We start from the raw sequence: 22,701 nt of genomic DNA on the forward strand, positions 1-22,701 counted from the left end.
TTCCGCCGGGGCCGCTGTTCTCCGCCTTCGGCGGAGGGGTTCGTCGGGCCGGGGACGCCTGGTGGGTGGTGGGGGCCGGGGGGGGCGGTCCCGCCCGGTGGGGATGAGAGCCGGGGATGCGCCCTAGCCGCCCAGTACCTGGGACACCGTGTAGATGCACAGCCCCGCGAGGGCGCCCACGACCGTGCCGTTGATGCGGATGAACTGCAGGTCGCGGCCGATGTGCGCCTCGATCTTCCGGGAGGTGTGCTCGGCGTCCCAGCTCGCGACGGTTTCGGTGATCAGGGCGGTGATCTCGCTCCGGTACGTCGTCACCACGTAGACGGCGGCGCCCTCCAGCCAGCCGTCGACCTTGTCGCGCAGCCGCCCGTCGGCGGCCAGCCGGCCGCCCAGGGACAGCAGCGCCGCGCGCACCCGCAGCCGCAGTTCGCTGCGCTCGTCCTCGGCGGCGGCCACGATCATCGCGCGGACCGCGCCCCAGGCGGAGGCGATCAGGTCCTGCACCTCGCCGCGGCCCAGCACCTCGGACTTGAGCCGTTCGACCTTCTCCCGGGTGCCCGGGTCGGACCGCAGGTCGGCGGCGAAGTCGGTCAGGAAGCGGTCCACCGCGCCGCGCGCCGGGTGCTCGGGCATGTCCCGCATCTCGGTGACGAAGCGGAGGAGCTCCTTGTAGACCCGGTCGCCCACCTTCCGGTCGACGAACCGGGGGGTCCATCCGGGGGCGCCGCCGGAGACCGCGGCGACCACCGAATCCCCGTGGTCGACCAGCCAGTCGTGGGCGCGGGCGCAGACCAGATCGACCACCCGGGTGTGGCCGCCCTCGGCGACGATCTTCTCCAGCAGGGAGCCGATGCCGGGCGCGATCTCCTGGGCGTCGGCGCGCCGGGTGATGGCCTCGCCGACCACCGCCTGGACGTCGGAGTCGCGCAGCACCGTCAGCGCGCCGCGCAGCGCGGTGGACAGCTCGGCGGTGACTCGGTCGGCGTTCCGCGGCTCGGCGAGCCAGTGGCCGAGCCGGGCGGCGATGCCGACCGACCGCAGCCGGCGGCGGATCACCTCGCCGGAGAGGAAGTTCTCCCCCACGAAGTCGCCCAGGCTCCGCCCGAGTTGGTCCTTCTTGGTGGGGATGATCGCGGTGTGCGGGATCGGCAGACCCATCGGCCGCTTGAACAGCGCGGTGACCGCGAACCAGTCGGCCAGCGCGCCGACCATGCCGGCCTCGGCAGCCGCCGCCACGAAGCCGGTCCAGCCACCCGCGCCCGCCGCGCCGGCCCACTTCGCCAGGGCGTACACCGCGGCGACGGCCAGCAGCAGGCCGGTCGCCAGGGCCTTCATCCGGCGGACGCCCTGCCGCTTCTCCTCGTCGGCGGCGCTGTAGCGGAAGCCGCCGGGCGCCGGCCGGCCGCCCGGCGCGGGCACCGGCCGCGCGGCCCGCGTCCCCTCGCTCCCCTCCGTATGGGTGCGTTCCATCCGTTCCACCACTCCCACCGTCTCCCCCGTCCTGCGTACGCCGTCGGGTCCGCGGCGCCCGTGCCGTCGAGTTCCGTCCATACCCGGCCGTACGCCCGTATGTGTCCCACAGTGCCCTACTCCCGGAACCCGGCACGAGTTCCCCGCGCCCGGGACACCCGGTGCGGAGCAGGGCACCGGGCGGCCTCCGGGGGGTACGTGGGATCATTGACCACCGGCCGGAACGCGACGGCGCCGCTGTTCACCGGGCGTCCTCGGCCCGCCGCCCGCCCCCAGTCCGCCCGGAGCGTGCAGCTCCGCCAGCCCCCAGGAGACGCCTGCGGCATGACCAGACGTGTGGGTTACACCCTGCTCGCCGGCCTGGTGGCAGTGGTGGTGCTGATCTCGGCGGCGATATTCGTCGGCTTCGACGGCACCCCCGGCACCCGGGGCGGCGCCCCGCGCGAGCCGCAGACCTCGGCCGCACCGGCGGTTTCCGGCCAGTGGGTCGGCACCTGGTCGGCGGCCGTGGCCGCGGCCGAGCCCGGCACCCAGGACGGCTACGCGCAGATGTCGATCAGGAACGTCGTCCACACCAGCGTCGGTGGGTCCAGTGCCCGGATCCGGCTGTCCAACCTCTACGGCACCCGCCCGCTGCCGTTCAGCCATGCCTCGCTCGCCCTGTCGGCCGGCAGCGGCGGCCCGATGGCGACGGCCGGGAGCATGCGCCGGCTCACCTTCGAGGGCAAGCCGTCGGTGACCATCCCGGTCGGCGGCGAGATCACCAGCGACCCGGTCCGCCTGGCCGTGCCCGGCAACGCCGACCTGCTGGTCACCATGTACTCCCCGGCCCCCTCGGGACCGGCGACCTACCACCCCTACGCCCGCCAGACGTCCTATCTGGCGCGCGGCGACCGCACCGAGGACGCCGCCGGCACCGCCTACACCGAGCAGAGCCCCTACTGGCGCTATCTGACCGGCGTGGACGTGCTGAGCACCCGGGCGCGCGGCGCGGTGGTGGCGGTCGGCGACTCGATCACCGACGGCATCACCTCCACCCCGGGCGCCAACCACCGCTGGACCGACTTCCTCGCCGCCCGGCTGCGCGACGAGCCGGGCGCCCCCCGCTACGGCGTCCTCAACACCGGCATCAGCGGCAACCGCCTGCTCACCGACAGCAACCGCCTCTCCCCCACCAACGGTCCGAGCCTGCTCTCCCGTCTGGACCGCGATGTGCTGTCCCGTACGGGGGTGCGGGCGGTGGTGGTCGAGATCGGCATCAACGACCTGTTCAAGACCCCGCGCCAGCTCGACCCGGAGAAGGTCGTCGCGGGCATGCGGGAGGTGGTGCAGCGGGCGCACGCCCGCGGGCTGCGGGTCACCGGCAGCACCCTCACCCCGTTCGGTGGGCACCGCGGGTACTCCCACCAGCTCAACGCGGTACGCGAACGGGTCAACCACCTGATCCGCTCCGGCGGCGTCTACGACGAGGTCGTCGACTTCGACCGGGCGCTGCGCGACCCGGCGCACCCGCTGCGGCTGCTGCCGGCGTACGACTCGGGCGACCATCTGCACCCCAGCGACGCCGGTTACCGCGCGATGGCCGACGCGGTGGACGTCGACCAGCTCCAGCAGGCCGCGCCCGCCGCGCTCTGACCATCACGGACCGGCCGGCCGAACGGGCGGAAGGCGGAGGGCGGAGGGCGGACAGGCCCGATGGACCCGGTGGACCCGGTACCCCCGGATCGGTGCGGTGCCGTGCCGTGCCGTGCGGAAACAGGTCAGTCCAGTTCCCGGCGCCCCCGGCGCTCCCCCTTCAGCCGCCGCCGCTCCTCCTTGCGCTCGGCCTTCAGGCGCCGTTCCTCGTCCTTGGGCAGCTTGCGCTCCACCCCGACGCCGCCCATCAGGGCCACCCCCGAGACGATCACCCGGGGCGCCCCGGGGTGACCCGGGATCCCGTCCTCCTCGGAGTCGAAGCCGCCCATGATGCCCAGGCCGCGCATCTCGACCTCGACGCCCGGCGGCACGATGACATTGACCCCGCCCATCACCGCAAAGACGTCGATATGGACCTCCGACCCGGCGAAGTCGGCCTCGCGCAGATCGAGTTCGCCGCCGCCCATCAGGCACAGCGCGGTAAACCGGCGCCCGATCGTCCACCGGCCCTTGCGCTCGAAGCCGCCCATGACCGCGATGCCCGTCGTGGAGCCCTTGGCGTCCTCGCGGATCCGCTCGGACCAGACCGTCACCGCTCCGCCGGACGCCGGGTCCTTGCGGAGCGACAGCGGCTGCGCGGGCTGTGCGGCCACCGGCAGGTCGGCCGTGATCTTCTCCAGTTCCCCGTACGTACGGGCCTGGTGGGTGGCGTCGAACCGCTCGTCGAACTCCGCCATGTCCAGCCGGCCCTCGGCGAGGGCGTCCCGCAGGATCTCGACTACCCGGTCGCGGTCGGCGTCGGAAGCACGAAGCTGAGGGAGCCGTTCGTCAGTCATACGGACAGATTAGGGCCTGTCCGGTGGATCAGGGGCGCAACGGGTCGGGCGCCGCCGGGTCCGCCCCGCCCGGATCGCGGCGGGCGGCGCCCCCGCCCGCGTACAACTCGGCGATCAGGGCCTCGATGTCCGGTTCGCGAACCGCCAGGTCCACCAGCGGATAGCGCGCGGCGATCGCCGTCACCAGGGGTGCCGCGCTCCGCTCGGCCGGGAACGCCAGCCACTGCCGCGGGCCCTCCACCTTCACCGTGCGGGCCCCGGGAACGCCCTCGATCGGCGGGAGTTCCTCGGCCAGGTCCACCACCAGGGTGCGCTCGCCGTCGGCGGCGGCGCGCAGCCCGGCCAGGTCCCCGTCAAAGACCAGCCGGCCGTGGTCGATGACCATCACCCGGTGGCACAACTGCTCGATGTCGGTGAGGTCGTGGGTGGTCAGCAGGACCGTGGTGCCCCGCTCGGCGTTGGTCTCCCGCAGGAACGAGCGGACCTTGGCCTTGCTGACGACGTCCAGGCCGATGGTCGGCTCGTCGAGGTAGAGCACGTCGGGGTCGTGCAGCAGCGCCGCGGTGATGTCGCCGCGCATCCGCTGGCCGAGCGAGAGCTGACGGACCGGGACGTCCAACAGCGGTGCCAGGTCGAGGAGTTCGATGCAGCGGTCGAGGTTGGCGCGGAAGACGGCGGCCGGGACCCGGTACATCCGGCGGACCAGCTCGTAGGAGTCCTTCAGCGGCAGGTCCCACCACAGGGTGGTGCGCTGCCCGAAGACCACTCCGATCCGGCGGGCGAGGCGGGCGCGTTGCAGGGAAGGGTCGATGCCGGCGACCCGCAGCCGGCCGCCGCTGGGTACCAGGATGCCGGTCAGCATCTTGATGGTGGTGGACTTCCCGGCGCCGTTGGGGCCGATGTACCCGACCATCTCGCCGCGCGGCACCTGGAAGGTGAGGCCGTCGACGGCCCGCACCTCGTGCCGGGTGCGGCGCAGCCGGCCCGCCCGGCGGCGGACGGTGAAGACCTTCTCGACGCTGTCCAGCTCGATCAGCGGCTCCGCGGCCACCCCATCCATCGCGACAACTCCCTTTCCTCTGCGCTTCGTTGATCCGGAGCGTGGCGTCCGGCATTTGGTGTCCGGCGTTCGGTGTGCAGTGTGCGGTGTTGGATATCCGGCGTCAGCTGCCGGTGCTGCGGTAGGCGCGGACGCCGTGCCGCCAGGCCAGCGCCGCGCCGGCGACCATCAGGGCGGCCACGGCGGGCCCCAGGAAGGCGGTCCAGGGCGGCAGCCCGAGCGGGTAGGGGCGGCCCAGCAGCCACAGTGCGGGCAGCCAGTTGACGAAGGCCAGCGGGACGATGAAGGTGACCCCGCGGATCAGGTCGCGGGCGAACACCGTCGGCGGGTACTGGAGCAGCGCGTTGCCGCCGTAGGTGAGGGAGTTCTGCAGCTCGGCGGCGTCCTGCGCCCAGAACTGGAAGGCCGCCCCGGCGGTGAAGACCGCGCCGAAGATCACCGCGCCGCACACCACCATCAGCGGCACCATCAGGATCCGGCCGGGCGTCCAGTCCACCTCGATCCGGCCGGTCGACCAGAGCAGCACCAACAGCCCCTGGGAGGTACGGCCCAGGCGGCGCAGCGCGAACCGGTCCGCGGCGATCTGGGCGTAGACCGGGGCGGGGCGCAGCAGCAGGGTGTCGAGGGTGCCGTCGCGGATCCGGGCGCCGAGCCGCTCGGCGTTGCCGACCGCCAGGTCCGCCAGGCCCAGCGAGAGACTGCAGGTGCCGTAGAGGAAGGCGACCTCGGGGAGGGCGAAGCCGCCGAGCGCGTGGACACGGGAGAACATCAGCAGCAGCGCGACGAAGTCCAGTGCGCTGGAGGCGAAGTTGCCGAGCGTCATCAAGGCGAACGACGTCCGGTAGGCGAGCGTGGAGCGCACCCACATCCAGGCGATCAGGCCGTAGGCGCGGCCCCCCTCCCCCAGGGTCCGCAGCCGGCCGTCCGCCGTCCCGTCGTGCCGCCTAGCCACCGTGGACCACCACCTTGCGGGTGGCGGCGGACTGCAGCAGCCGTCCCAGCGCCAGCAGCGCCACCGCCCAGGCCGCCTGGAACGCCAGCCCGCGCAGCAGCGCCCCGCCGGTCCGCGCGCCGATCAGGACGTCGGCCGGCACCTGCAGGAGCGCCGCCCACGGCAGCAGTTGGGCGAGGTCGGACAGCCCGTCGGGGAAGACCCGCAGCGGCAGCACCATCCCGGAGAAGAACATGCAGGACAGGCCGCTGATCATGGCCAGTCCCGAGCTGTCCAGCAGCCAGAACGTCGACAGCGCGACGAGGTAGCGCAGTGCGAAGCTGACCACCACGCCCAGCAGTGCCGACAGCAGGAACCAGCCCCAGGTCAGCGGGTCGCCGGGGAGCGCCAGCGGGAAGGCCAGGGCGCCCACCGCCATCGGCGCCACGCCGCGGCCGAACAGCTGGATGCCGGCTCGGCCCAGATCCGCGGCGAGCCACCACAGCTGGAGGTCGGCCGGCCGGTAGAGATCCACCGCGACGTCGCCGCTGCGGATCCGTTCCTGGAGTTCGGACAGGCCGCCGGTGGCGATCATGGCGACGGCCAGCAGCGCCTGCCCGGCCCAGACGAAGGTCAGCGCCTGCGCCGGGCCGTAGCCGCCCAGGTGCGGCCGCTGGTCCCACAGGGCGAGGTAGGCGTAGGCGATGATGAAGCCGAAGACGGTGTTGGTGACGATGCCCGCGGCGGTGGCGGCGCGATAGGTGGCGTACCGCCGGAAGCTGCCGGCCGCCACCGCCATGTACAACACGCCGTGCTCCCCGCGCTCTTGGTCGGTCCCGTCCGGGGGCGTGCGGGCGGGGAAGCACCGGAGCCTAAGGTGCACCCGCGGCGGGCACCATCGATTTATCACTCGTTCGGGTGAGGCGGGGGCGCCATTCGGCCTGTCACCGGGCGGACGCGGGTGCGCGCCACCCCTGGCGACCGGGACACATGATGCGAAAGTTGCCTACCGGGCGTCAGTTGCCTTTTCCGGCATAGCGCATGGACCACCGCACGGCATCTGCAACCGCACCGGTACGGCCGCATCCCGGTACGACGCCGGTCCCGACGCCCCACCGGTCCTGACACGACACCGCTCCGCCGCGGTACAACCTCCGGCGGTGGCCGAGGAGTCACACAGACATGAGCGACGACGCGCGGCACGACGGCACGGGCAGCGAGCACGGCGAGACCGGCGAGACCGGCGAGACCGGCGAGACCGGCGAGGCAGCCGCCGACCGCCCCCGGCGCACGGGCTGGCGCCGGCTCCTGCCGACCTGGCGGATGGTGGTGGGGGGCGTGCTGCTCTTCCTGCTGCTGATCGTGGGCGGGCTGACCGCCGGCTACCTCCTCGTCGGCATCCCGCCCGCCAACAGCGCCGCGAAGGCGCAGAGCAACGTCTACCTCTACTCCGACGGCACGGAACTGGCCCGCGACGGCGACGTGAACCGCGAGAACGTCCCGCTCGGCCAGGTGCCCAGGACCGTCCAGCGGGCCGTACTGGCCGCCGAGGACCGGGACTTCTACTCCGAGTCCGCGGTCGACCCGGCCGCGATGCTGCGCGCCGCCTGGAACACCGTTACAGGCAAGGGGAAGCAGTCCGGCTCCACCATCACCCAGCAGTACGTCAAGAACTACTACCTCGGCCAGGAACAGACCCTCACCCGCAAGGCCAAGGAGTTCTTCATCGCCATCAAGCTGGACCGCGAGGAGAGCAAGGACGAGATCCTGCAGGGCTACCTCAACACCAGCTACTACGGCCGCAACGCCTACGGCATCCAGGCCGCCGCCCGGGCGTACTACGGCAAGGACGTCGGCGCGCTCACCACCTCCGAGGGCGCCTACCTCGCCGCTCTCCTCAACGCCCCCAGCGCCTACGACATCACCGCCCACCCCGAGAACCGACCGCGCGCCCTGGCCCGTTGGAACTACGTCCTGGACGGCATGGTCAAGCAGAAGTGGCTCGGCCGCGCCGAACGCACCGCGATGGCCTTCCCCGCCCTCACCCGGGCCCCCGCCTCCGCCGGCCTCTCCGGCCAGCGCGGCTACCTCGTCGAAGCGGTCCGGGACTACCTCACCGGCCACGACATCCTCGACGACGGCACCCTGCGGGCCGGCGGCTACCGCATCACCACCACCATCGACCACAAGCGGCAGAACGCCTTCGTCAAGGCCGTCCGCACCCGGCTGATGGACCGACTCGACGGCCACCGCACGGTGGACGGCTACGTCCGGGCCGGCGGCGCCTCCATCGACCCCGCCACCGGCCGGGTCGTCGCCCTCTACGGCGGCATCGACTACGCCAAGCAGTTCGTCAACAGCGCCACCCGCCGCGACTACCAGGTCGGCTCCACCTTCAAGCCGCTCGTCTTCGCCTCCGCCGTCCAGAACGCATCCGTCACCCAGGACGGCTCCCCGATCACCCCCAACACCGTCTACGACGGCACCAACAAGCGGATGACCCTCAGTCACGGCCACCCCACCGGCTTCGCCCCCGGCAACGAGGACGACCACTCCTACGGCCCGATCACCGTCACCGAGGCCACCGACAAGTCCGTCAACGCGGTCTACGCGCAGATGGGCATCGACGTCGGCCCGGACACCGTCCGCAAGACCGCGGTGGCCCTCGGCATCCCCGCCGACACCCCCAGCCTCGCCACCTCCCAGGGCGCCATCTCCCTGGGCACCGCGACGCCCAGCGTGCTGGACATGACCCAGGTCTACGCGACCCTGGCGCACCACGGCCGGCAGCGCCCGTACACCCTGATCGACCACGTCACCAAGGCCGGCGAGGCCATCGACCTGCCGGAGCGCGAGGAGACCGCCGCCGTCGAGCGGGCCGCCGCCGACACCACCACCCAGATCCTGCGCAGCGTCGTCGAGGGCGGCACCGGCACCGCCGCGCAGGCCGCCGGGCGCCCGGCGGCCGGCAAGACCGGCACCGCGGAGCAGGACAAGGCCGCCTGGTTCGCCGGCTACACCCCCGACCTGGCCACCGTCGTCGCCGTCCTGGGCCAGCACCCGGAGACCGCCGTCCAGGAACCGCTCTACGGAGCCGCCGGGCGGGACCGCCTCAACGGCGGCGACTTCCCCGCCCAGATCTGGGCCGACTACACCGCGGCGGCGCTGGCCGGCCGCCCCGCCCGCGACTTCGACCTCCGGCTCCAGGACGGCGCCGAGCCGAGCCCGTCCGCCGCGCCGTCCGCCGACGACTCGGAGTCGGCGAGCGATTCGGACTCGCCCAGCACCGGCCCGACCGACAGCGCCACGCCCACCGGCAGCGGGGCGCCGACCGGCACCGGCGCCCCCACCGGCCCGACCGGCCAACCGACCCTCCCGCCGACCCCCACCGAGGTGCCGACCACCGCCGAACCCACCGAGGAGTTCCCGACCGTGGGCCCGCCGGACGCCGACGAGTACGCGCAACGGTGGACCGGCGGCTAGCCACCGGCGAGCGGGTCGGCCGGTGAACCTCAGTGGCCGGACGTCGCCTTCAGGCCGACGACGGCGACCAACAGCAGACAGATGAAGAAGATCCGGGCGGCGGTCGCGGGCTCGCCGAGCACCAGCATCCCGACCACCGCCGCGCCGGCCGCGCCGATGCCGACCCAGACGCCGTAGGCGGTGCCGATCGGCAGGGTCCGGGCCGCGTAGGAGAGCAGCACCATGCTGACGACGATGCCCGCGCCGGTGGCGACACTGGGCCACAGCCGGGTGAATCCGTCGGTGAACTTCATGCCGATCGACCAGCCGACCTCCAGCAGGCCGGCGACGACGAGCAGGATCCATGCCATGACGGCACCTCCGTGAAAGGACTTCAACAGGGGTGCGTCGTCTTGTCCTGACCCGGTACGGCGCGTCTCGTCGGGTTGCCACCGAGGCTAGCAAAGGGCTCCCCCGCAGGTGGTGACGCGGATCACCACCCGTGAGGGAGCCCCTCCGGCACAGCTGCGGCGCTACAGGTACAGGCCGGTCGAGTCCTCCGCGCCCTCCAGGCGCTCCGCGGCCACCGCATGCAGATCGCGCTCGCGCATCAGCACGTACGCCACCCCGCGCACCTCGACCTCGGCCCGGTCCTCGGGGTCGTACAGCACCCGGTCGCCCACCTCGACGGTCCGTACGTTCTGCCCCACCGCGACCACCTCGGCCCAGGCCAGGCGGCGGCCGACCGCCGCGGTCGCGGGAATGACGATGCCCCCGGACGAGCGCCGCTCGCCCTCGGGGATGTCCGTCCGGACCAGCACGCGGTCGTGCAGCATCCGGATCGGCAGCTTGTCGTGGGTGTCCTTGGTGTTATTCGGGCTCACGGCATGACCGTACCTGCCCGACGGCGACGATCATGCACCGCGGGCCGGATCCGAGGAGCCCGACGGCCCCGCCCGACGCCCCCGCGGGACGCTACTTGTGGCGCTTCTTGGAACCCAGCGCGAGCAGGCCCACCACGGCCACGCCGATCATGGCCACCGGAATGATGCGCTCCAGCCGCGGCGCCCCCTCCTCGGACACCAGCTGACCGCGTACGTCCGAGACCAGGCGGTTGACGGCCACATAGGCCCGGCCCGCCGTGCGATCCACGGCCGCCGACGCCTTCGCCTTCGCATCGTCCATGATCGTCTTGGGATGGAGCCGGACGCCGATCTCGTCGAGCGTCACGGCGAGATCCTGCCGCCTGCGGACGATGTCCGCCTCGATCTGCGCAGGGGTCCTGGCTTCCGACACCGCGCCGCCTCCGTCATCTCGTGCCGATGCGTACAAGGGGCCGGACACGTTCCGGATCTGCCCCGTGCGGAACCGGCCACCCGATCATGTGCCGATTCGTGAAGGACAGTCTGTCAGCTCCCACCCGCGGGCGCCCCACAGCACCCCCGTTTCGCGCCGCCCCGACGCCCCCGACGCCGTTCCGGCGCGCCGACAGGGCCTAATGTCGGGGGCGTACCACCGACCCATCCGCAGCACCCACCGCAAGGAGACGGAGACCCACCATGAGTGAGCGACTCCAGCCCGGCGACACCGCACCCGCCTTCACGCTCCCCGACGCCGACGGCAAGCAGGTCTCGCTCGCCGACCACAAGGGGCGCAAGGTCATCGTCTACTTCTACCCGGCCGCGCTGACCCCCGGCTGCACCAAGCAGGCGTGCGACTTCACCGACAACCTCGACTTCCTCGCCGGCCACGGCTACGACGTCATCGGCATCTCCCCCGACAAGCCGGAGAAACTCGCGAAGTTCCGCGAGAAGGAGGACCTCAAGGTCACCCTGCTCGGCGACCCGGACAAGGAGGTGCTCACCGCCTACGGCGCCTTCGGCGAGAAGAAGCTCTACGGCAAGACGGTCACCGGGGTGATCCGCTCCACCGTCGTCGTCGACGAGGACGGCAAGGTCGAGCGCGCGCTGTACAACGTCAAGGCCACCGGCCACGTCGCCAAGATCATCAAGGATCTGGGGCTGTAACCGGGACCCGGGCCGGCGCGCCGCACGGCGGCAACGCCGCCGCACCGCCGCCGGCCCGGCCGCGGCCACCGGCTACGGCGCCGGCACCGCCTCCGGGACCGTCACCACGGTCCGGTCCGGCAGCTCCAACACCGCCTCGGCGCCGCCCCCCTCGGCGGCACCGAACTCCAGCCGCGCGCCCAGCACCTCGGCCTGCCCTGCCGCGATCGTCAACCCCAGCCCGTGCCCCGTACCGCGCTCCGGCGCCGCCGTACGGAACCGCCGCGGCCCCTCCGCGCGCAGCTCCGCCGGATACCCCGGCCCGTGGTCCCGCACCACGATCCGCGATCCGGCCACCACCACCTCGATCGGCGGCTCGCCGTGCTTGGCCGCGTTCGCCAGCAGGTTCACCAGGACCCGCTCCACCCGCCGCCGGTCCGTCTCCACGATCTCCGGCTCGCCCTCGACCGTCACCGACACCGCGAGGTCGTCCACCCCACGCTGCCGCGCCGCCCGCTGCACGATCCCGCGCACCAGCGACGGCAACTCACAGGCGTCCAGATCGGCCCGCTCCACCCCCGCGTCCAACCGCGAGACCTCCAGCAGGTCCTCCACCAGCCGCCGCATCGCCTGCGCCCGGTCCCGCACCAGCTCCACCGCCCGCGGCTCCGGCAACAGCTCCGCCGCCGCCACCAGCCCCGCCACCGGCGTGCGCAGCTCGTGCGCCACGTCCGCGGTGAACTCCCGCTCCGCCTCCACCCGCGCCGCCAACGACATCGCCATGTGGTGCACACTGCGGCCCAACTCGGCCACCTCGTCCCGGCCGTTGCTGGCCAGCGCGTCCGCGTCCGGCGGCTCCCCCGCCGCGATCCGCCGCGCCGCCGCCGCGCTCAGCCGCAGCCGCCGCGACAGCCGCTGCGACACGAACCACGACACCACCGCCATCAGCACGACCGTGCCGCACCCCGCGATCAGCAGCGCCCGGTCCAGCGCCACCTGCGCCGGATCGTCCTCCGGATACGCCGCGGACACCGACAGCGAACGCGTCGGCCGGTCACCCTCGCCGCCGACCCCGGTCGCCGCCCACACCCGCGGGTCGTCGCCCCCGCTGAGATACGTCCCCGAGCGGTTGTGGAACACCGCCGCCCGCAGCGGCCGCGGCAACGTCGCGTCGTCCAGCTGGGCGCCCAGCGCCAACGTGCCGTCCCGCTCATAGATCTGCAGCGCCGAACTCAGCCGCTCGTCCTGATACGCCCGGGCCGACCGCTCCCGCTCGGCGTCGGCGATGTGGTGCACGGCAAAGCCGAGCACCACCACCGCAAGCGCCGTCATACCCGAAATGGCCAGGGCGATCCGGCCTCGAATGCCCATCACGCGAGGTTATACATCTCCGTCGTGTCGCCGAGCGGCGTGGAACCCTCGTAGGTCACCTCCAGGCCCGTGAAGGCCCGTGCACCGTCGACCTCCTTCGCACCGTAGAGCCGAAACGTCGCCCGGTACCCGGCGTCCGTGCCCACCCCGGCCGCGGTCTTCTCCACCTGCACCACGCCACGGCCCTCGGCCTCGTCGGCGTCGTAGCGGTCCCAGGTGATCCCGGTCGCCACCATCCCGGCGTCCGCGCAGGTCAGCGTGATCACCTGGGGCCGGATCTCCGGCTCCCCGATCCCGCAGTCACGCACGCCCGGGAGCCCGCCGGTGGGCCGGCCGTCCGACTTCACGTCCTGGACGGCCGAGGTCTTCGGGGCGGCGTCCACCGCGGACGCGGGCTGCGACGCCTGGCTGAACCACACCCCGCCGGCCGCCAACGCGGTCACCACGAGAAAGGCCAGCAGGGCGGTGCGCCCGCGCCTCCAGCGGGCCCCTTCGCGGTCGGTCATCACACACTCCTCCCGGGGCACCTTCGCCCCGTCAACCCCACCAGCAAACAACGACCGCCACGGCGGCCCCGCACCGGCCCCCGAGCCGGGCCACCGCACCGCGGCACCACACAACGGCTCACGGCCACCACTTCCCGCGACAAAAGGGCCCCCTTCGACGGGCCTGCGACGGAAAGGGGCAATTTCGCCACCGCCACTCTCCTCTCCCCCCGACACAGGCTGATTGCCCGAATGCTGCGGCGACCACTCGGCTGTGTACCAGTCCTGTAACAAGAGCCCCCGTCACGACAACCCTCCGCCCCTGCGACGTGCGCCGCCCGGCCGACTCCGGGTGACATACCTCGCGATCACCGCCCACAGTGTTTTGACCCGCCGTCCAGCGTGCAGGCGCACCGGCCATAGCCCCAACCCCCGACCGCGCACCCCGTACCGCGCGCCGACCGACCGGGAGGACCGCCGCGTGCCGCACCTCAGTACCGAAGCCAGCCACTCCGCACCGGAACCGGACCGCGCCGCGCGCAGACGCCACCGGGTGCTCTTCCGCGCCATCGACCGGCGCCGCAACCCACGGCTCCGCCGCACCGACATCACGGTCACCGACGAACCGACCGTCCGACGCGCCGTGAAGGCCGCCGCCCTCGGCAACGCCATGGAGTGGTTCGACTTCGGGATCTACAGCTACCTCGCCCTCACCATCGGCAAGGTCTCCTTCCCCGGCGGCAGCCCCACCGCCAGCCTGCTGTCCTCCTTCGCCACCTTCGCCGTGGCCTTCCTCGTACGCCCCCTGGGCGGCGCCTACTTCGGCCCGCTCGGCGACCTTCCCCAAGCTCTCAACTTCGTTCGAGCAGGGGAGACCCCATTGGACGCAAGAAGGTCCTCGCCCTCACCATGATCATGATGGCGCTGGGCACCCTCGGCATCGGCCTCATCCCCTCCTACGCCAGCATCGGCCTGTGGTCCCCCGCCCTCCTCATCCTCTTCCGCCTCGTCCAGGGCTTCTCCACCGGCGGCGAATACGGCGGCACCTCCACGTTCATCGCCGAATACGCCCCCGACAAGAAGCGCGGCTACTTCGGCAGCTTCCTGGAGATGGGCACCCTGATCGGCTACACGGGCGCCGCCGGCATCGTCCTCCTGCTCAACACCACGCTCGGCCCGGACACCATGCTCGCCTGGGGCTGGCGCATCCCGTTCCTCGTCGCCGGCCCACTCGGCCTGGTCGGCCTCTACCTCCGCCTCCGGCTCGACGAGACCCCGGCCTTCCAGAAACTGGAGTCCACCCAGACCCACGCCCCCACCGACTCCCCCGCCCGGACCGAGGAGGAACCCTCCCACCCGTCCGCCCACACCCCGAAGCAGAAGCTGGGCGAGATCCTCACCCGGCACTGGCCCACCCTCGTCCTGTGCATCGCCCTGGTCGGCGCCTACAACATCACCGACTACATGCTCCTCTCCTACATGCCGACCTACCTCACGGACACCCTGGACTACGACGAGACCCACGGCCTGCTGATCCTGCTGGCCACCATGGCCGTTCTCATCTGCCTGCTCCCCGTTGTCGGCAGACTCAACGACCGCTACGGCCGCAAGCCGCTCCTGATGGCCGGGATGCTCGGCTTCCTCGTCCTCGCCATCCCAGCGTTCCTCCTGGTCAAACAGGGCTCCCTGCTCACCGTCGGCTGCGGCACGGCCCTCCTCGGCCTCTCCTTCCTCTGCCTCCTGGGCACCATGTCCGCCGCCCTGCCCGCCCTCTTCCCCACCAACGTCCGCTACGGCTCCCTGTCCATCGGCTACAACCTCGCGGTCTCCCTCTTCGGCGGCACCACCCCGCTGGTCATCACCGCCCTCATGGACACCTTCGACAAGAACGTGATGGTGCCCGCCTACTACACGATGGGCGCGGCCCTCGTCGGCGTCATCGCCGTCGCCTGCATGAAGGAGACCGCCCAACAGCCCCTGGAGGGCTCCCCGCCCTCGGTCTCCACCAAGGAAGAGGCCCTCGAACTGATCGCGTCCCAGACCCCGGAACCGCGGTTCTGAAACCACACTCCTGACCGCACTCGCGTATCCGATTACTCACCCGCCGTGACCACACCTGCGTTCGCTCGTTGCTCAGTTCGAGCACCGAGAGCACGCACGGGGTGGGCCTGGCGGCCCGGTGCGCTGGCACCAAGGGGGCAGCATGCCGGTGAGTCCGTACACCCGGGAACGACTGGAGGCCGCGGCGTCGTCGTCGCGGACGTTGTCGGAGGCGTTGGTGAAGTTGGGGGTGGATCCGCGGAGTTCGAAGCGGAACTACCTCCGGGACCGGATGAGAAGGCTGGGGGTGGACACCTCGCACTTCGAGCGGGAGGGGGTGAAGTGGACGAGGGAGGCGCTCCAGGCGGCGGTGTCCGCCTCGACGAACATGTGCGAAGTGCTCCGCCGTCTCGGTCTTGAGGTCGTGGGCGGACACCACACGCACATCAGCCGCCGGATCAAGGCGTACGGGATCGATACGTCGCACTTTCAGCTACCCACCCGGCGCGGCAAGCCCTGGCGCTCCCGAACACCAGAGGGCGTACTCGTGGAGCAGCCTGCCGCCCAGGCCAGGCGTATCCCGAGCGACCGCCTCACATGGGCAATGACTGCGAAGGGTGTCCCCGAGCAATGCGCGTGCTGCGGTACGGAAGCGATCTGGCGAGGGCGCCCGCTGCCTCTTGAGGTCGACCACATCGATGGCAACTGGCGGGACAACCGCATCGAGAACCTTCGGCTGCTCTGCCCCAACTGCCACGCGACGACGGATAATTACCGCGGTCGGGGCAAGGCGCGCACCAGGGGCGACGCCGTATGAGCCACGGAGTGCAATACACCCGCGAGCGGTTGGTCGAAGCCGCCACGCAATGCTCCGACATCGACGAGGTCGTCGCGTTCTTCGGCACCCGGCCGTACGGCAAGCTCCGCCGGCATCTCTTCCGGCGGTTCGACCACTTCGGGATCGACGTCTCGCACATGCGACGCCGGGTGCGGGCCGATGGGACACCCTCGAAACCGGCCACCGAGGAGCTGCGCCGCGCAGTCGAGGGGTCGACTTCCATCGCCGGCGCCCTGCGCGCACTCGGGAAGGAACCCTATAGCGGCCGGTTCCGCGCTCTGTTCCGCACGTGGGTGGCCCAGGACGGCCTCGACACCTCCCACTTCCTGGGGCAGGCACACCAGCGCGGCAAGCCGGGCCCGGTGCGCACCAAGTGCCCCGCAGACATCCTGGTCCGACACGAAGGCAGGCGCCGAACGCGAACCCGCCTTCTCCGTCGCGCGCTCCGCGACGTCGGAGTGCCAGAGGAGTGCGCCGAGTGCGGCGTCGGCCCCGAATGGCTCGGCAAGCCCATGACGCTGGAGGTCGATCACATCAGCGGGGACTGGAGCGACGACCGTAGGGAGAACCTGCGGTTGCTGTGCCCCAACTGCCATGCGATCACCAGCACCTGGTGTCGAGGAGGTCGGCGGCGCACGTCGTAACCGACGGCTCCTCACCGACGGGCGACCTCGCCCAGTAGAGTAGACGGCGGCACACGCGCCCGTGCGCCAACGGCTGAGCGGCGATCTTTAGGTGGTCGTGTTTGTCGGTTCGAATCCGACCGGGCGCACAGGAAAAGCAGGCCCCGTACCTTCGATTCTTAGGTACGGGGCCTGCTTTGCGACATCAGCCCAACAACTCCCGCACCACCGGTGCCAGCGCGCGGAACGCCTTGCCGCGGTGGCTGATGGCGTTCTTCTCGGCGGGGGTCAGTTCGGCGCAGGTACGGGTCTCCCCCTCCGGCTGGAGGATGGGGTCGTAGCCGAAGCCGCCGGTGCCGGCGGGGGCGTGGCGGAGGGTTCCGTCGAGGGTGCCCTCGACGACGCGCTCGGTGCCGTCGGGGAGGGCGAGGGCCGCGGCGCAGGCGAAGTGGGCGGCGCGGTGTTCGTCGGTGATGTCGGAGAGCTGGGCGAGCAGCAGGTCGAGGTTGGCCTGGTCGTCGCCGTGCCGGCCGGCCCAGCGGGCGGAGAAGATGCCGGGGGCGCCGCCGAGGACCGCGACGCAGAGGCCGGAGTCGTCGGCGACGGCCGGGTGTCCGGTGGCCTGGGCGAGGGCGTGCGCCTTGAGGAGCGCGTTCTCGGCGAAGGTGACGCCGGTCTCCTTGACGTCGGGGACGTCGGGATAGGCGTCGGCGCCGACGAGTTCGACGTCGAGGTCGGCCGCGTCGAGGATGGCGCGGAGTTCGGCGATCTTGCCGTTGTTACGGGTGGCGAGGACGAGGCGGCGGTGGGCCGCCGGGCGGCCGCCGGTGGGTGACTCCATGGAGCGTGATTATTCCTTGTCGCCGGGGGTGCAGGCCGCGGTGATGTCGCTGGTCGCCTGGCCGATGCGGGTGAGGTCGGGGGCCTTGTGGTCGCGCAGGGCCGTGCGGGCGTCCTTGATGCCGCCGTTCATCTTGTCGATGGCCTTGGACAGCTCGGGGTCGTCGGTGGAGGCGCTGAGCTTGCGGAGGTCGGCGTCGAGGGCGTCGAGGGCCTTGTTGGCTCCCTGGGGGTCGTCGACGGCCTTGTCGGCGGCGGTGCGGAGGGTGTCGACGCCGTCGACGAGGGCGGTGGCGGTGTGGGTGCAGTCCATGGCCTTCTGGACGGCACTGCAGGCGGACAGGAGCGGGAGCGCGAGGGTGGCGGCGGCCAGTGCGGCGAGCGCGGTGGCGGCGGGGCGGCGCGGGCGGAGCCGGCGGTGGGGACGGGCCATGGGGCGTTCCTTCCCTTGCGGTGTACGGAGGATGCGTACGGGAGCCGGGGGCTGGGTCGGCCTCCGGCGGTGGTGTACGGCGGGCTCGGTACTGGGGGAAACGCAGGGCGGGGAAGGGGGGTTGCCCGGGCGGTGGGGGCGGGGGCCGTGGTGCGTCCCGCCCCTTTCCGGTGGCCGCGGTGGTCAGAGGGTGCGGGCCAGGGCTTCCTGCTGCGCGGCGTCGAGGGCGCGGCAGCCGGAGACGGCGAGGTCGAGCAGGGAGTCGAGTTCGGTGCGGTCGAAGGGCGCGGCCTCGGCGGTGCCCTGGACCTCGACGAAGCGGCCGTCGCCGGTGCAGACGACGTTCATGTCGGTCTCGGCGCGGACGTCCTCCTCGTAGCAGAGGTCCAGGAGCGGGACGCCGTCGACGATGCCGACGCTGACTGCGCTGACGGTGCCGGTGAGCGGGCGGCGGCCGTGCTTGATGAGCTTCTTGCCCTGGGCCCAGCCGATCGCGTCGGCGAGGGCGACGTAGGCGCCGGTGATGGCGGCGGTGCGGGTGCCGCCGTCGGCCTGGAGGACGTCGCAGTCCAGGACGATGGTGTTCTCGCCGAGGGCCTTGAAGTCGATGACGGCGCGCAGCGAGCGGCCGATGAGGCGGGAGATCTCGTGGGTGCGGCCGCCGATCTTGCCGCGGACGGATTCGCGGTCGCCGCGGGTGTTGGTGGAGCGGGGCAGCATCGCGTATTCGGCGGTGACCCAGCCTTCGCCGGTGCCCTTGCGCCAGCGCGGTACGCCTTCGGTGACCGAGGCGGTGCAGAAGACCTTGGTGTCGCCGAAGGAGACGAGGACGGAGCCTTCGGCGTGCTTGCTCCAGCCGCGTTCGATGGTGACGGGGCGGAGCTGTTCGGGGGTGCGGCCGTCGATGCGAGACATGGCTCAGACCCTATCGGCTGTGCCGAGGGCCCCGTTCCGGCGGCGGGGATGCCCGGTTCGCCGGGGACGGGGCCCTCGGGTGGCCGCGGGTGCGGGGCACCTCGCGTGCGCGTGTGCGCAGGTCATGCGCGCGTCATGAGTGGTGGCTCACATCATGTCTTCGATCTCGGCGGCGATCGGGTCGGCGTCGGTGCCGATGACGACCTGGATGGCGGTGCCCATCTTCACGACGCCGTGGGCGCCGGCGGCCTTGAGGGCGGCGTCGTCGACGAGGGAGGCGTCGTTGACCTCGGTGCGGAGTCGGGTGATGCAGCCCTCGACCTCTTCGATGTTGTCGAGTCCGCCGAGCCCGGCGACGATCTTCTCAGCCTTGGTGGCCATGTCCACTCCTGCTTGTCTCGGCCGTCGGCGGTTCCGCCGCTCGGTTTTCACACGGTAACGCACGTTTGGCCCACTTCAGCGGGCGTTTGACCGCAATCTGTCGAAGGATGGCGATCGTCGGAGGGGGTGTCCGGAAGGCCCCCTCCGACAAATGGTCTACACCACCAGTATGCGGCAAGCGGCGGGCCGGGCGCCGCCGGGTCGGCGCCGGGACCCCGTGGAGTGCGCACAGGGCGCGGAGGGCGCGGATGAGTTCGGACGCAGCGGGCACGGCGCCGGGGAAGGGCCCGGCGAAGCCGATCAAGATCCGGGCGGCGGGCCTCTTCCAGGGGCTGCAGAAGATGGGCCGCAGCCTGCAGTTGCCCATCGCGGTGCTGCCGGCGGCGGGCATCTTGAACCGGCTGGGTCAGCCGGACGTCTTCGGCGACAAGGGGCTGCACTGGGGGAACGTCGCCAAGGTGTTCGCGGGGGCGGGCGGGGCGCTGCTGGATTCCGGGCTGGGGCTGCCGCTGCTGTTCAGCATCGGTGTGGCGATCGGGATGGCGAAGAAGGCGGACGGGTCGACGGCGCTGGCGGCGGTGACGGGTTTCCTCGTCTACTACTCGGTGCTGCACGCGTTCCCGGCGAGCTGCGCCGTCGGGCAGAAGTACACCCAGGCCGGTCAGTGGACCGGGGTGTGCGTGGACACGTCCGCGAAGGTGACCCAGGCGGCGTTCCAGAATCCGGGGGTCTTCGGCGGCATCGTGATGGGCTTCCTGTCGGCCTGGCTCTGGCAGCGTTTCCACCGGGTGCAGCTGGTGGCGTGGCTGGGCTTCTTCAACGGCCGCCGGTTGGTTCCCATCATCATGGCCTTCGTCGGGCTGGTCTTCGCGGTGCTGTGCCTGTTCGTCTGGCCGCCGATCGGTGACGGGCTGATGCGTTTCAGCGAGTGGCTGACGGCGCTGAGTGCGGGGGGTGCGGGGATCTTCGGGGTGGCGAACCGTGCGCTGCTGGTGGTGGGGCTGCACCAGTTCCTGAACATTCCGTTGTGGTTCCAGTTCGGGAGTTTCACCAAGCCGGACGGGACGGTGGTGCACGGCGACATCAACCGGTTCATGGCGGGCGATCCGACGGCGGGCCAGTTCACCACCGGTTTCTTCCCGATCATGATGTTCGCCCTGCCGGCCGCGGCGTTGGCGATCACGCACTGCGCGAAGCCGCATCGCCGTAAGGAGATCGCGGGGATGATGCTGTCGGTCGGCCTGACGTCGTTCGTCACCGGCATCACCGAGCCGATCGAGTACGCGTTCATGTTCGTGGCGCCGGCGCTGTATGTGATGCACGCGGTGCTGACGGGGGTGTCGATGGCGGTGAGCTGGGGGCTGGGGGTGCACGACGGCTTCAGCTTCTCGGCCGGTCTGATCGACTTCGTCATCAACTGGGGGCTGGCGACGAAGCCCTGGTTGCTCATTCCGATCGGGTTGTGTTTCGCGGCGGTCTACTACGTCGTCTTCCGTTTCGTGATCACGAGGTTCGATCTTCAGACCCCGGGGCGGGAGCCGGACGAGGTGGGGGACGCGATGGAGCGGGAGAACGTGAAGTAGCGCTCACCCGGAAAGCGCGAGGCCGGTCGGCTCCACGGCATCCGGTGCGGGGAGGCCCGGTCGGTGCCCGATCGCAGGTTCCTTGCGGTGCCTTCGCCGTGCTACAACAGGTCTACACCACCTCGTGTGTGGTGTAGACCTGCGGCCGGTCTGGCCGTGTCCCCCCGAGACGCCGCCGTCCCCCACCACTTCGTCCAGGCGGCGCCTTGTCCACTGGAGGAAGTTGTGTCCACGGCCACTGCCGTCCCCGCGGCCGAGAAGAAAAAGAAGGGTTCCGGCGCGATGGCTGTCATGCAGCGCATCGGCCGCAGCCTGATGCTGCCGGTCGCCGTGCTGCCCGCAGCCGCCCTGCTCGTCCGCCTCGGCAACAACGACATGCTCGGCCGGGACTCGTTCCCGACCGTCATCACCAAGATCGCCGGCTATATGGCCGCCGGCGGCGGCGCGATCCTCGACAACATGCCGCTGCTGTTCGCCGTCGGCATCGCGATCGGCTACGCGAAGAAGTCGGACGGCTCGACGGCCCTGGCCGCGGTGACGGGTTACCTCGTCTTCCAGAAGGTGCTCGCCACCTTCACCGACAAGAACCTGCCGAAGGTCGCCGCCGTCGTGGACGGCAAGATCGTCATGAACGAGGCGCCGGTCAACGCCGGTGTGCTCGGCGGTGTCGTGATGGGCCTCGCCGTGGCGCTGCTCTACCAGCGCTTCTACCGCACCAAGCTGCCCGAGTGGCTGGGCTTCTTCGGCGGCCGCCGGCTGGTGCCGATCCTGTCGGCCTTCGCGGGCCTGGGCATAGGCATCGTCTTCGGTCTCATCTGGCCGGTGCTCGGCGCGGGTCTGCACAACTTCGGCGAATGGCTCGTCGGCTCGGGCGCCGCGGGCGCGGGCATCTTCGGTGTCGCCAACCGCGCGCTGATCCCCGTGGGCATGCACCACCTGCTGAACTCCTTCCCGTGGCTCCAGGCGGGCGACTACCACGGCAAGCACGGCGACATCGCGCGCTTCCTCGCCGGCGACCCGTCGGCCGGCCAGTTCATGACCGGCTTCTTCCCGATCATGATGTTCGCGCTGCCGGCCGCCTGCCTCGCGATCGTGCACTGCGCCCGCCCCGAGCGCCGCAAGGTCGTCGGCGGCATGATGCTCTCGCTCGCGCTCACCGCGTTCATCACCGGCGTGACCGAGCCGATCGAGTTCACGTTCATGTTCATCGCCCCGGTCCTGTACGCGATCCACGCGGTGCTCACCGGTGTCTCGATGGCCCTGACGTGGGCGCTGGGCATGAAGGACGGCTTCGGCTTCTCGGCCGGCGCGATCGACTTCCTGCTCAACCTGGGCATCGCCTCCAACCCGTGGGGCCTGGCCCTGGTGGGTCTGTGCTTCGCCGCGGTGTACTACGTGGTCTTCCGCTTCGCGATCACCAAATTCAACATCCCCACGCCGGGCCGTGAGTCCGACGAGGAGCTGGCGGAACTGCAGAAGGCCGAGTCCAAGTAACCGGTACTCTCCGCCCGTTCGTCGCCGGGTTCCCCTTCCGCATCGGAAGGGGAACCCGGTTTTTTTCCTCCGCCGACACCAACTTCCCGGCTTGCACTTCGTGACATGAAGTGCACCGCGCTCACCACCGAGGAAGCCGCCGCCGCTTCCGGCGAGGGCAGGACCAAGCCGCGGCTCTCGAAGCACCGGTGCCAGGCGATCTACGCCCCGTCGCTCAACCCGTTCGCCCGCGGCGGTTCGATGACCGACCGGTGAGGTGCAGGCCACCTGCGGCAGTTGCCGGCCCGCCTCGATCCGG

At 71.6% G+C, this 22,701-nt stretch carries 22 protein-coding genes, 1 tRNA gene, 1 pseudogene and 1 riboswitch; of the genes and pseudogenes, 10 read left to right on the top strand and 14 right to left on the bottom strand.

What is annotated here, in order from left to right; genetic code table 11:
- Positions 1-123: 123 nt before the first annotated feature.
- Complete coding sequence (locus JNO44_RS17865) at positions 124-1,470, bottom strand: DUF445 domain-containing protein (RefSeq protein WP_205365238.1); 1,347 nt, start codon at positions 1,468-1,470, stop codon at positions 124-126.
- A gap of 324 nt (positions 1,471-1,794) precedes the next feature.
- Between JNO44_RS17865 and JNO44_RS17870 the strand changes: the two genes are divergently transcribed.
- Positions 1,795-3,105, top strand: coding sequence for an SGNH/GDSL hydrolase family protein (locus JNO44_RS17870; RefSeq protein WP_205365240.1), 1,311 nt, complete (start codon positions 1,795-1,797; stop codon positions 3,103-3,105).
- A gap of 125 nt (positions 3,106-3,230) precedes the next feature.
- Here the strand turns inward: JNO44_RS17870 and JNO44_RS17875 are convergent, their stop codons facing one another.
- The 4 genes from JNO44_RS17875 to JNO44_RS17890 all read right to left on the bottom strand — a co-directional run bounded on the left by JNO44_RS17875 (position 3,231) and on the right by JNO44_RS17890 (position 6,740).
- Complete coding sequence (locus JNO44_RS17875) at positions 3,231-3,941, bottom strand: DUF1707 SHOCT-like domain-containing protein (protein WP_205365242.1); 711 nt, start codon at positions 3,939-3,941, stop codon at positions 3,231-3,233.
- Between the two features lie 28 nt (positions 3,942-3,969).
- On the bottom strand, positions 3,970-5,001 hold the full coding sequence (locus JNO44_RS17880) for an ABC transporter ATP-binding protein (protein WP_205365244.1): 1,032 nt from the start codon (positions 4,999-5,001) through the stop codon (positions 3,970-3,972).
- Positions 5,002-5,104: 103 nt separating this feature from the next.
- Entirely contained in the window at positions 5,105-5,869 is a 765-nt protein-coding gene (locus JNO44_RS17885) for an ABC transporter permease (RefSeq protein ID WP_420882749.1), read from the bottom strand.
- Between the two features lie 76 nt (positions 5,870-5,945).
- Positions 5,946-6,740 carry an ABC transporter permease gene (locus tag JNO44_RS17890; RefSeq protein WP_205365247.1) on the bottom strand — a complete coding sequence of 265 codons (795 nt, stop codon included), beginning with the start codon at positions 6,738-6,740 and terminating at the stop codon, positions 5,946-5,948.
- Between the two features lie 374 nt (positions 6,741-7,114).
- Between JNO44_RS17890 and JNO44_RS17895 the strand changes: the two genes are divergently transcribed.
- Positions 7,115-9,415 (top strand): transglycosylase domain-containing protein, encoded by a 2,301-nt coding sequence (locus JNO44_RS17895; protein ID WP_205365249.1) that lies wholly within the window; start codon positions 7,115-7,117, stop codon positions 9,413-9,415.
- 29 nt (positions 9,416-9,444) lie between these two features.
- On the opposite strand, the gene JNO44_RS17900 is transcribed toward JNO44_RS17895, so the two are convergent.
- From JNO44_RS17900 to JNO44_RS17910, 3 genes are all read right to left on the bottom strand, one after another.
- Positions 9,445-9,765 (bottom strand): DMT family transporter, encoded by a 321-nt coding sequence (locus JNO44_RS17900; protein ID WP_039636118.1) that lies wholly within the window; start codon positions 9,763-9,765, stop codon positions 9,445-9,447.
- 31 nt (positions 9,766-9,796) lie between these two features.
- A riboswitch (guanidine-III (ykkC-III) riboswitch) is annotated at positions 9,797-9,858 on the bottom strand.
- 69 nt (positions 9,859-9,927) lie between these two features.
- Positions 9,928-10,230: a GroES family chaperonin gene (locus tag JNO44_RS17905; protein WP_052287519.1), complete on the bottom strand. Its 303-nt coding sequence runs from the start codon at positions 10,228-10,230 to the stop codon at positions 9,928-9,930.
- A gap of 139 nt (positions 10,231-10,369) precedes the next feature.
- Positions 10,370-10,690: a DUF3618 domain-containing protein gene (locus JNO44_RS17910; protein ID WP_073442404.1), complete on the bottom strand. Its 321-nt coding sequence runs from the start codon at positions 10,688-10,690 to the stop codon at positions 10,370-10,372.
- Positions 10,691-10,953: 263 nt separating this feature from the next.
- On the opposite strand from JNO44_RS17910, the gene bcp reads away from it, so the two are divergent.
- Complete coding sequence (gene bcp, locus JNO44_RS17915) at positions 10,954-11,421, top strand: thioredoxin-dependent thiol peroxidase (RefSeq protein ID WP_039636112.1); 468 nt, start codon at positions 10,954-10,956, stop codon at positions 11,419-11,421.
- A gap of 72 nt (positions 11,422-11,493) precedes the next feature.
- On the opposite strand, the gene JNO44_RS17920 is transcribed toward bcp, so the two are convergent.
- Together JNO44_RS17920 and JNO44_RS17925 are read right to left on the bottom strand one after the other, a co-directional pair.
- Positions 11,494-12,771 (bottom strand): sensor histidine kinase, encoded by a 1,278-nt coding sequence (locus tag JNO44_RS17920; RefSeq protein WP_205365251.1) that lies wholly within the window; start codon positions 12,769-12,771, stop codon positions 11,494-11,496.
- Positions 12,771-13,277, bottom strand: a complete 507-nt coding sequence (locus JNO44_RS17925) for a hypothetical protein (RefSeq protein WP_039636109.1) — start codon at positions 13,275-13,277, stop codon at positions 12,771-12,773. The genes JNO44_RS17920 and JNO44_RS17925 overlap by 1 nt, the downstream gene beginning before the upstream one ends.
- Before the next feature lie 460 nt (positions 13,278-13,737).
- Here JNO44_RS17925 and JNO44_RS17930 point away from each other — a divergent pair.
- From JNO44_RS17930 to JNO44_RS17945, 4 genes and pseudogenes are all read left to right on the top strand, one after another.
- Positions 13,738-15,317 (top strand): annotated as a pseudogene (locus JNO44_RS17930) (MFS transporter).
- 142 nt (positions 15,318-15,459) lie between these two features.
- Positions 15,460-16,113 (top strand): HNH endonuclease signature motif containing protein, encoded by a 654-nt coding sequence (locus JNO44_RS17935; protein ID WP_205365253.1) that lies wholly within the window; start codon positions 15,460-15,462, stop codon positions 16,111-16,113.
- Positions 16,110-16,778 (top strand): HNH endonuclease, encoded by a 669-nt coding sequence (locus JNO44_RS17940; protein WP_205365255.1) that lies wholly within the window; start codon positions 16,110-16,112, stop codon positions 16,776-16,778. The genes JNO44_RS17935 and JNO44_RS17940 overlap by 4 nt, the downstream gene beginning before the upstream one ends.
- A gap of 55 nt (positions 16,779-16,833) precedes the next feature.
- Positions 16,834-16,906, top strand: a tRNA-Leu gene (locus JNO44_RS17945).
- 56 nt (positions 16,907-16,962) lie between these two features.
- On the opposite strand, the gene rdgB is transcribed toward JNO44_RS17945, so the two are convergent.
- The 4 genes from rdgB to JNO44_RS17965 form a co-directional block, all read right to left on the bottom strand.
- Positions 16,963-17,598, bottom strand: coding sequence for an RdgB/HAM1 family non-canonical purine NTP pyrophosphatase (gene rdgB / locus JNO44_RS17950; RefSeq protein ID WP_205365257.1), 636 nt, complete (start codon positions 17,596-17,598; stop codon positions 16,963-16,965).
- Between the two features lie 9 nt (positions 17,599-17,607).
- The gene (locus JNO44_RS17955) at positions 17,608-18,030 is read right to left on the bottom strand and encodes a hypothetical protein (RefSeq protein ID WP_205365259.1); all 423 of its coding nucleotides are present in this window, start codon (positions 18,028-18,030) and stop codon (positions 17,608-17,610) included.
- 183 nt (positions 18,031-18,213) lie between these two features.
- The gene (gene rph / locus JNO44_RS17960) at positions 18,214-18,945 is read right to left on the bottom strand and encodes a ribonuclease PH (protein WP_205365261.1); all 732 of its coding nucleotides are present in this window, start codon (positions 18,943-18,945) and stop codon (positions 18,214-18,216) included.
- A 147-nt stretch (positions 18,946-19,092) separates the two neighbouring features.
- The gene (locus tag JNO44_RS17965; RefSeq protein ID WP_073442409.1) at positions 19,093-19,332 is read right to left on the bottom strand and encodes a PTS sugar transporter subunit IIB; all 240 of its coding nucleotides are present in this window, start codon (positions 19,330-19,332) and stop codon (positions 19,093-19,095) included.
- A gap of 242 nt (positions 19,333-19,574) precedes the next feature.
- Here JNO44_RS17965 and JNO44_RS17970 point away from each other — a divergent pair, with 242 nt between their 5' ends.
- From JNO44_RS17970 to JNO44_RS17980, 3 genes are all read left to right on the top strand, one after another.
- Positions 19,575-20,909: a PTS transporter subunit EIIC gene (locus JNO44_RS17970; protein WP_205365263.1), complete on the top strand. Its 1,335-nt coding sequence runs from the start codon at positions 19,575-19,577 to the stop codon at positions 20,907-20,909.
- Between the two features lie 282 nt (positions 20,910-21,191).
- On the top strand, positions 21,192-22,403 hold the full coding sequence (locus tag JNO44_RS17975; RefSeq protein ID WP_272596647.1) for a PTS transporter subunit EIIC: 1,212 nt from the start codon (positions 21,192-21,194) through the stop codon (positions 22,401-22,403).
- Between the two features lie 105 nt (positions 22,404-22,508).
- Positions 22,509-22,658, top strand: a complete 150-nt coding sequence (locus JNO44_RS17980) for a hypothetical protein (RefSeq protein ID WP_205365265.1) — start codon at positions 22,509-22,511, stop codon at positions 22,656-22,658.
- The last annotated feature ends 43 nt before the right edge of the window (positions 22,659-22,701 follow it).

It is taken from the genome of Streptomyces noursei, assembly GCF_016917755.1.
In the GTDB taxonomy this organism is placed as follows: domain Bacteria; phylum Actinomycetota; class Actinomycetes; order Streptomycetales; family Streptomycetaceae; genus Streptomyces; species Streptomyces yunnanensis.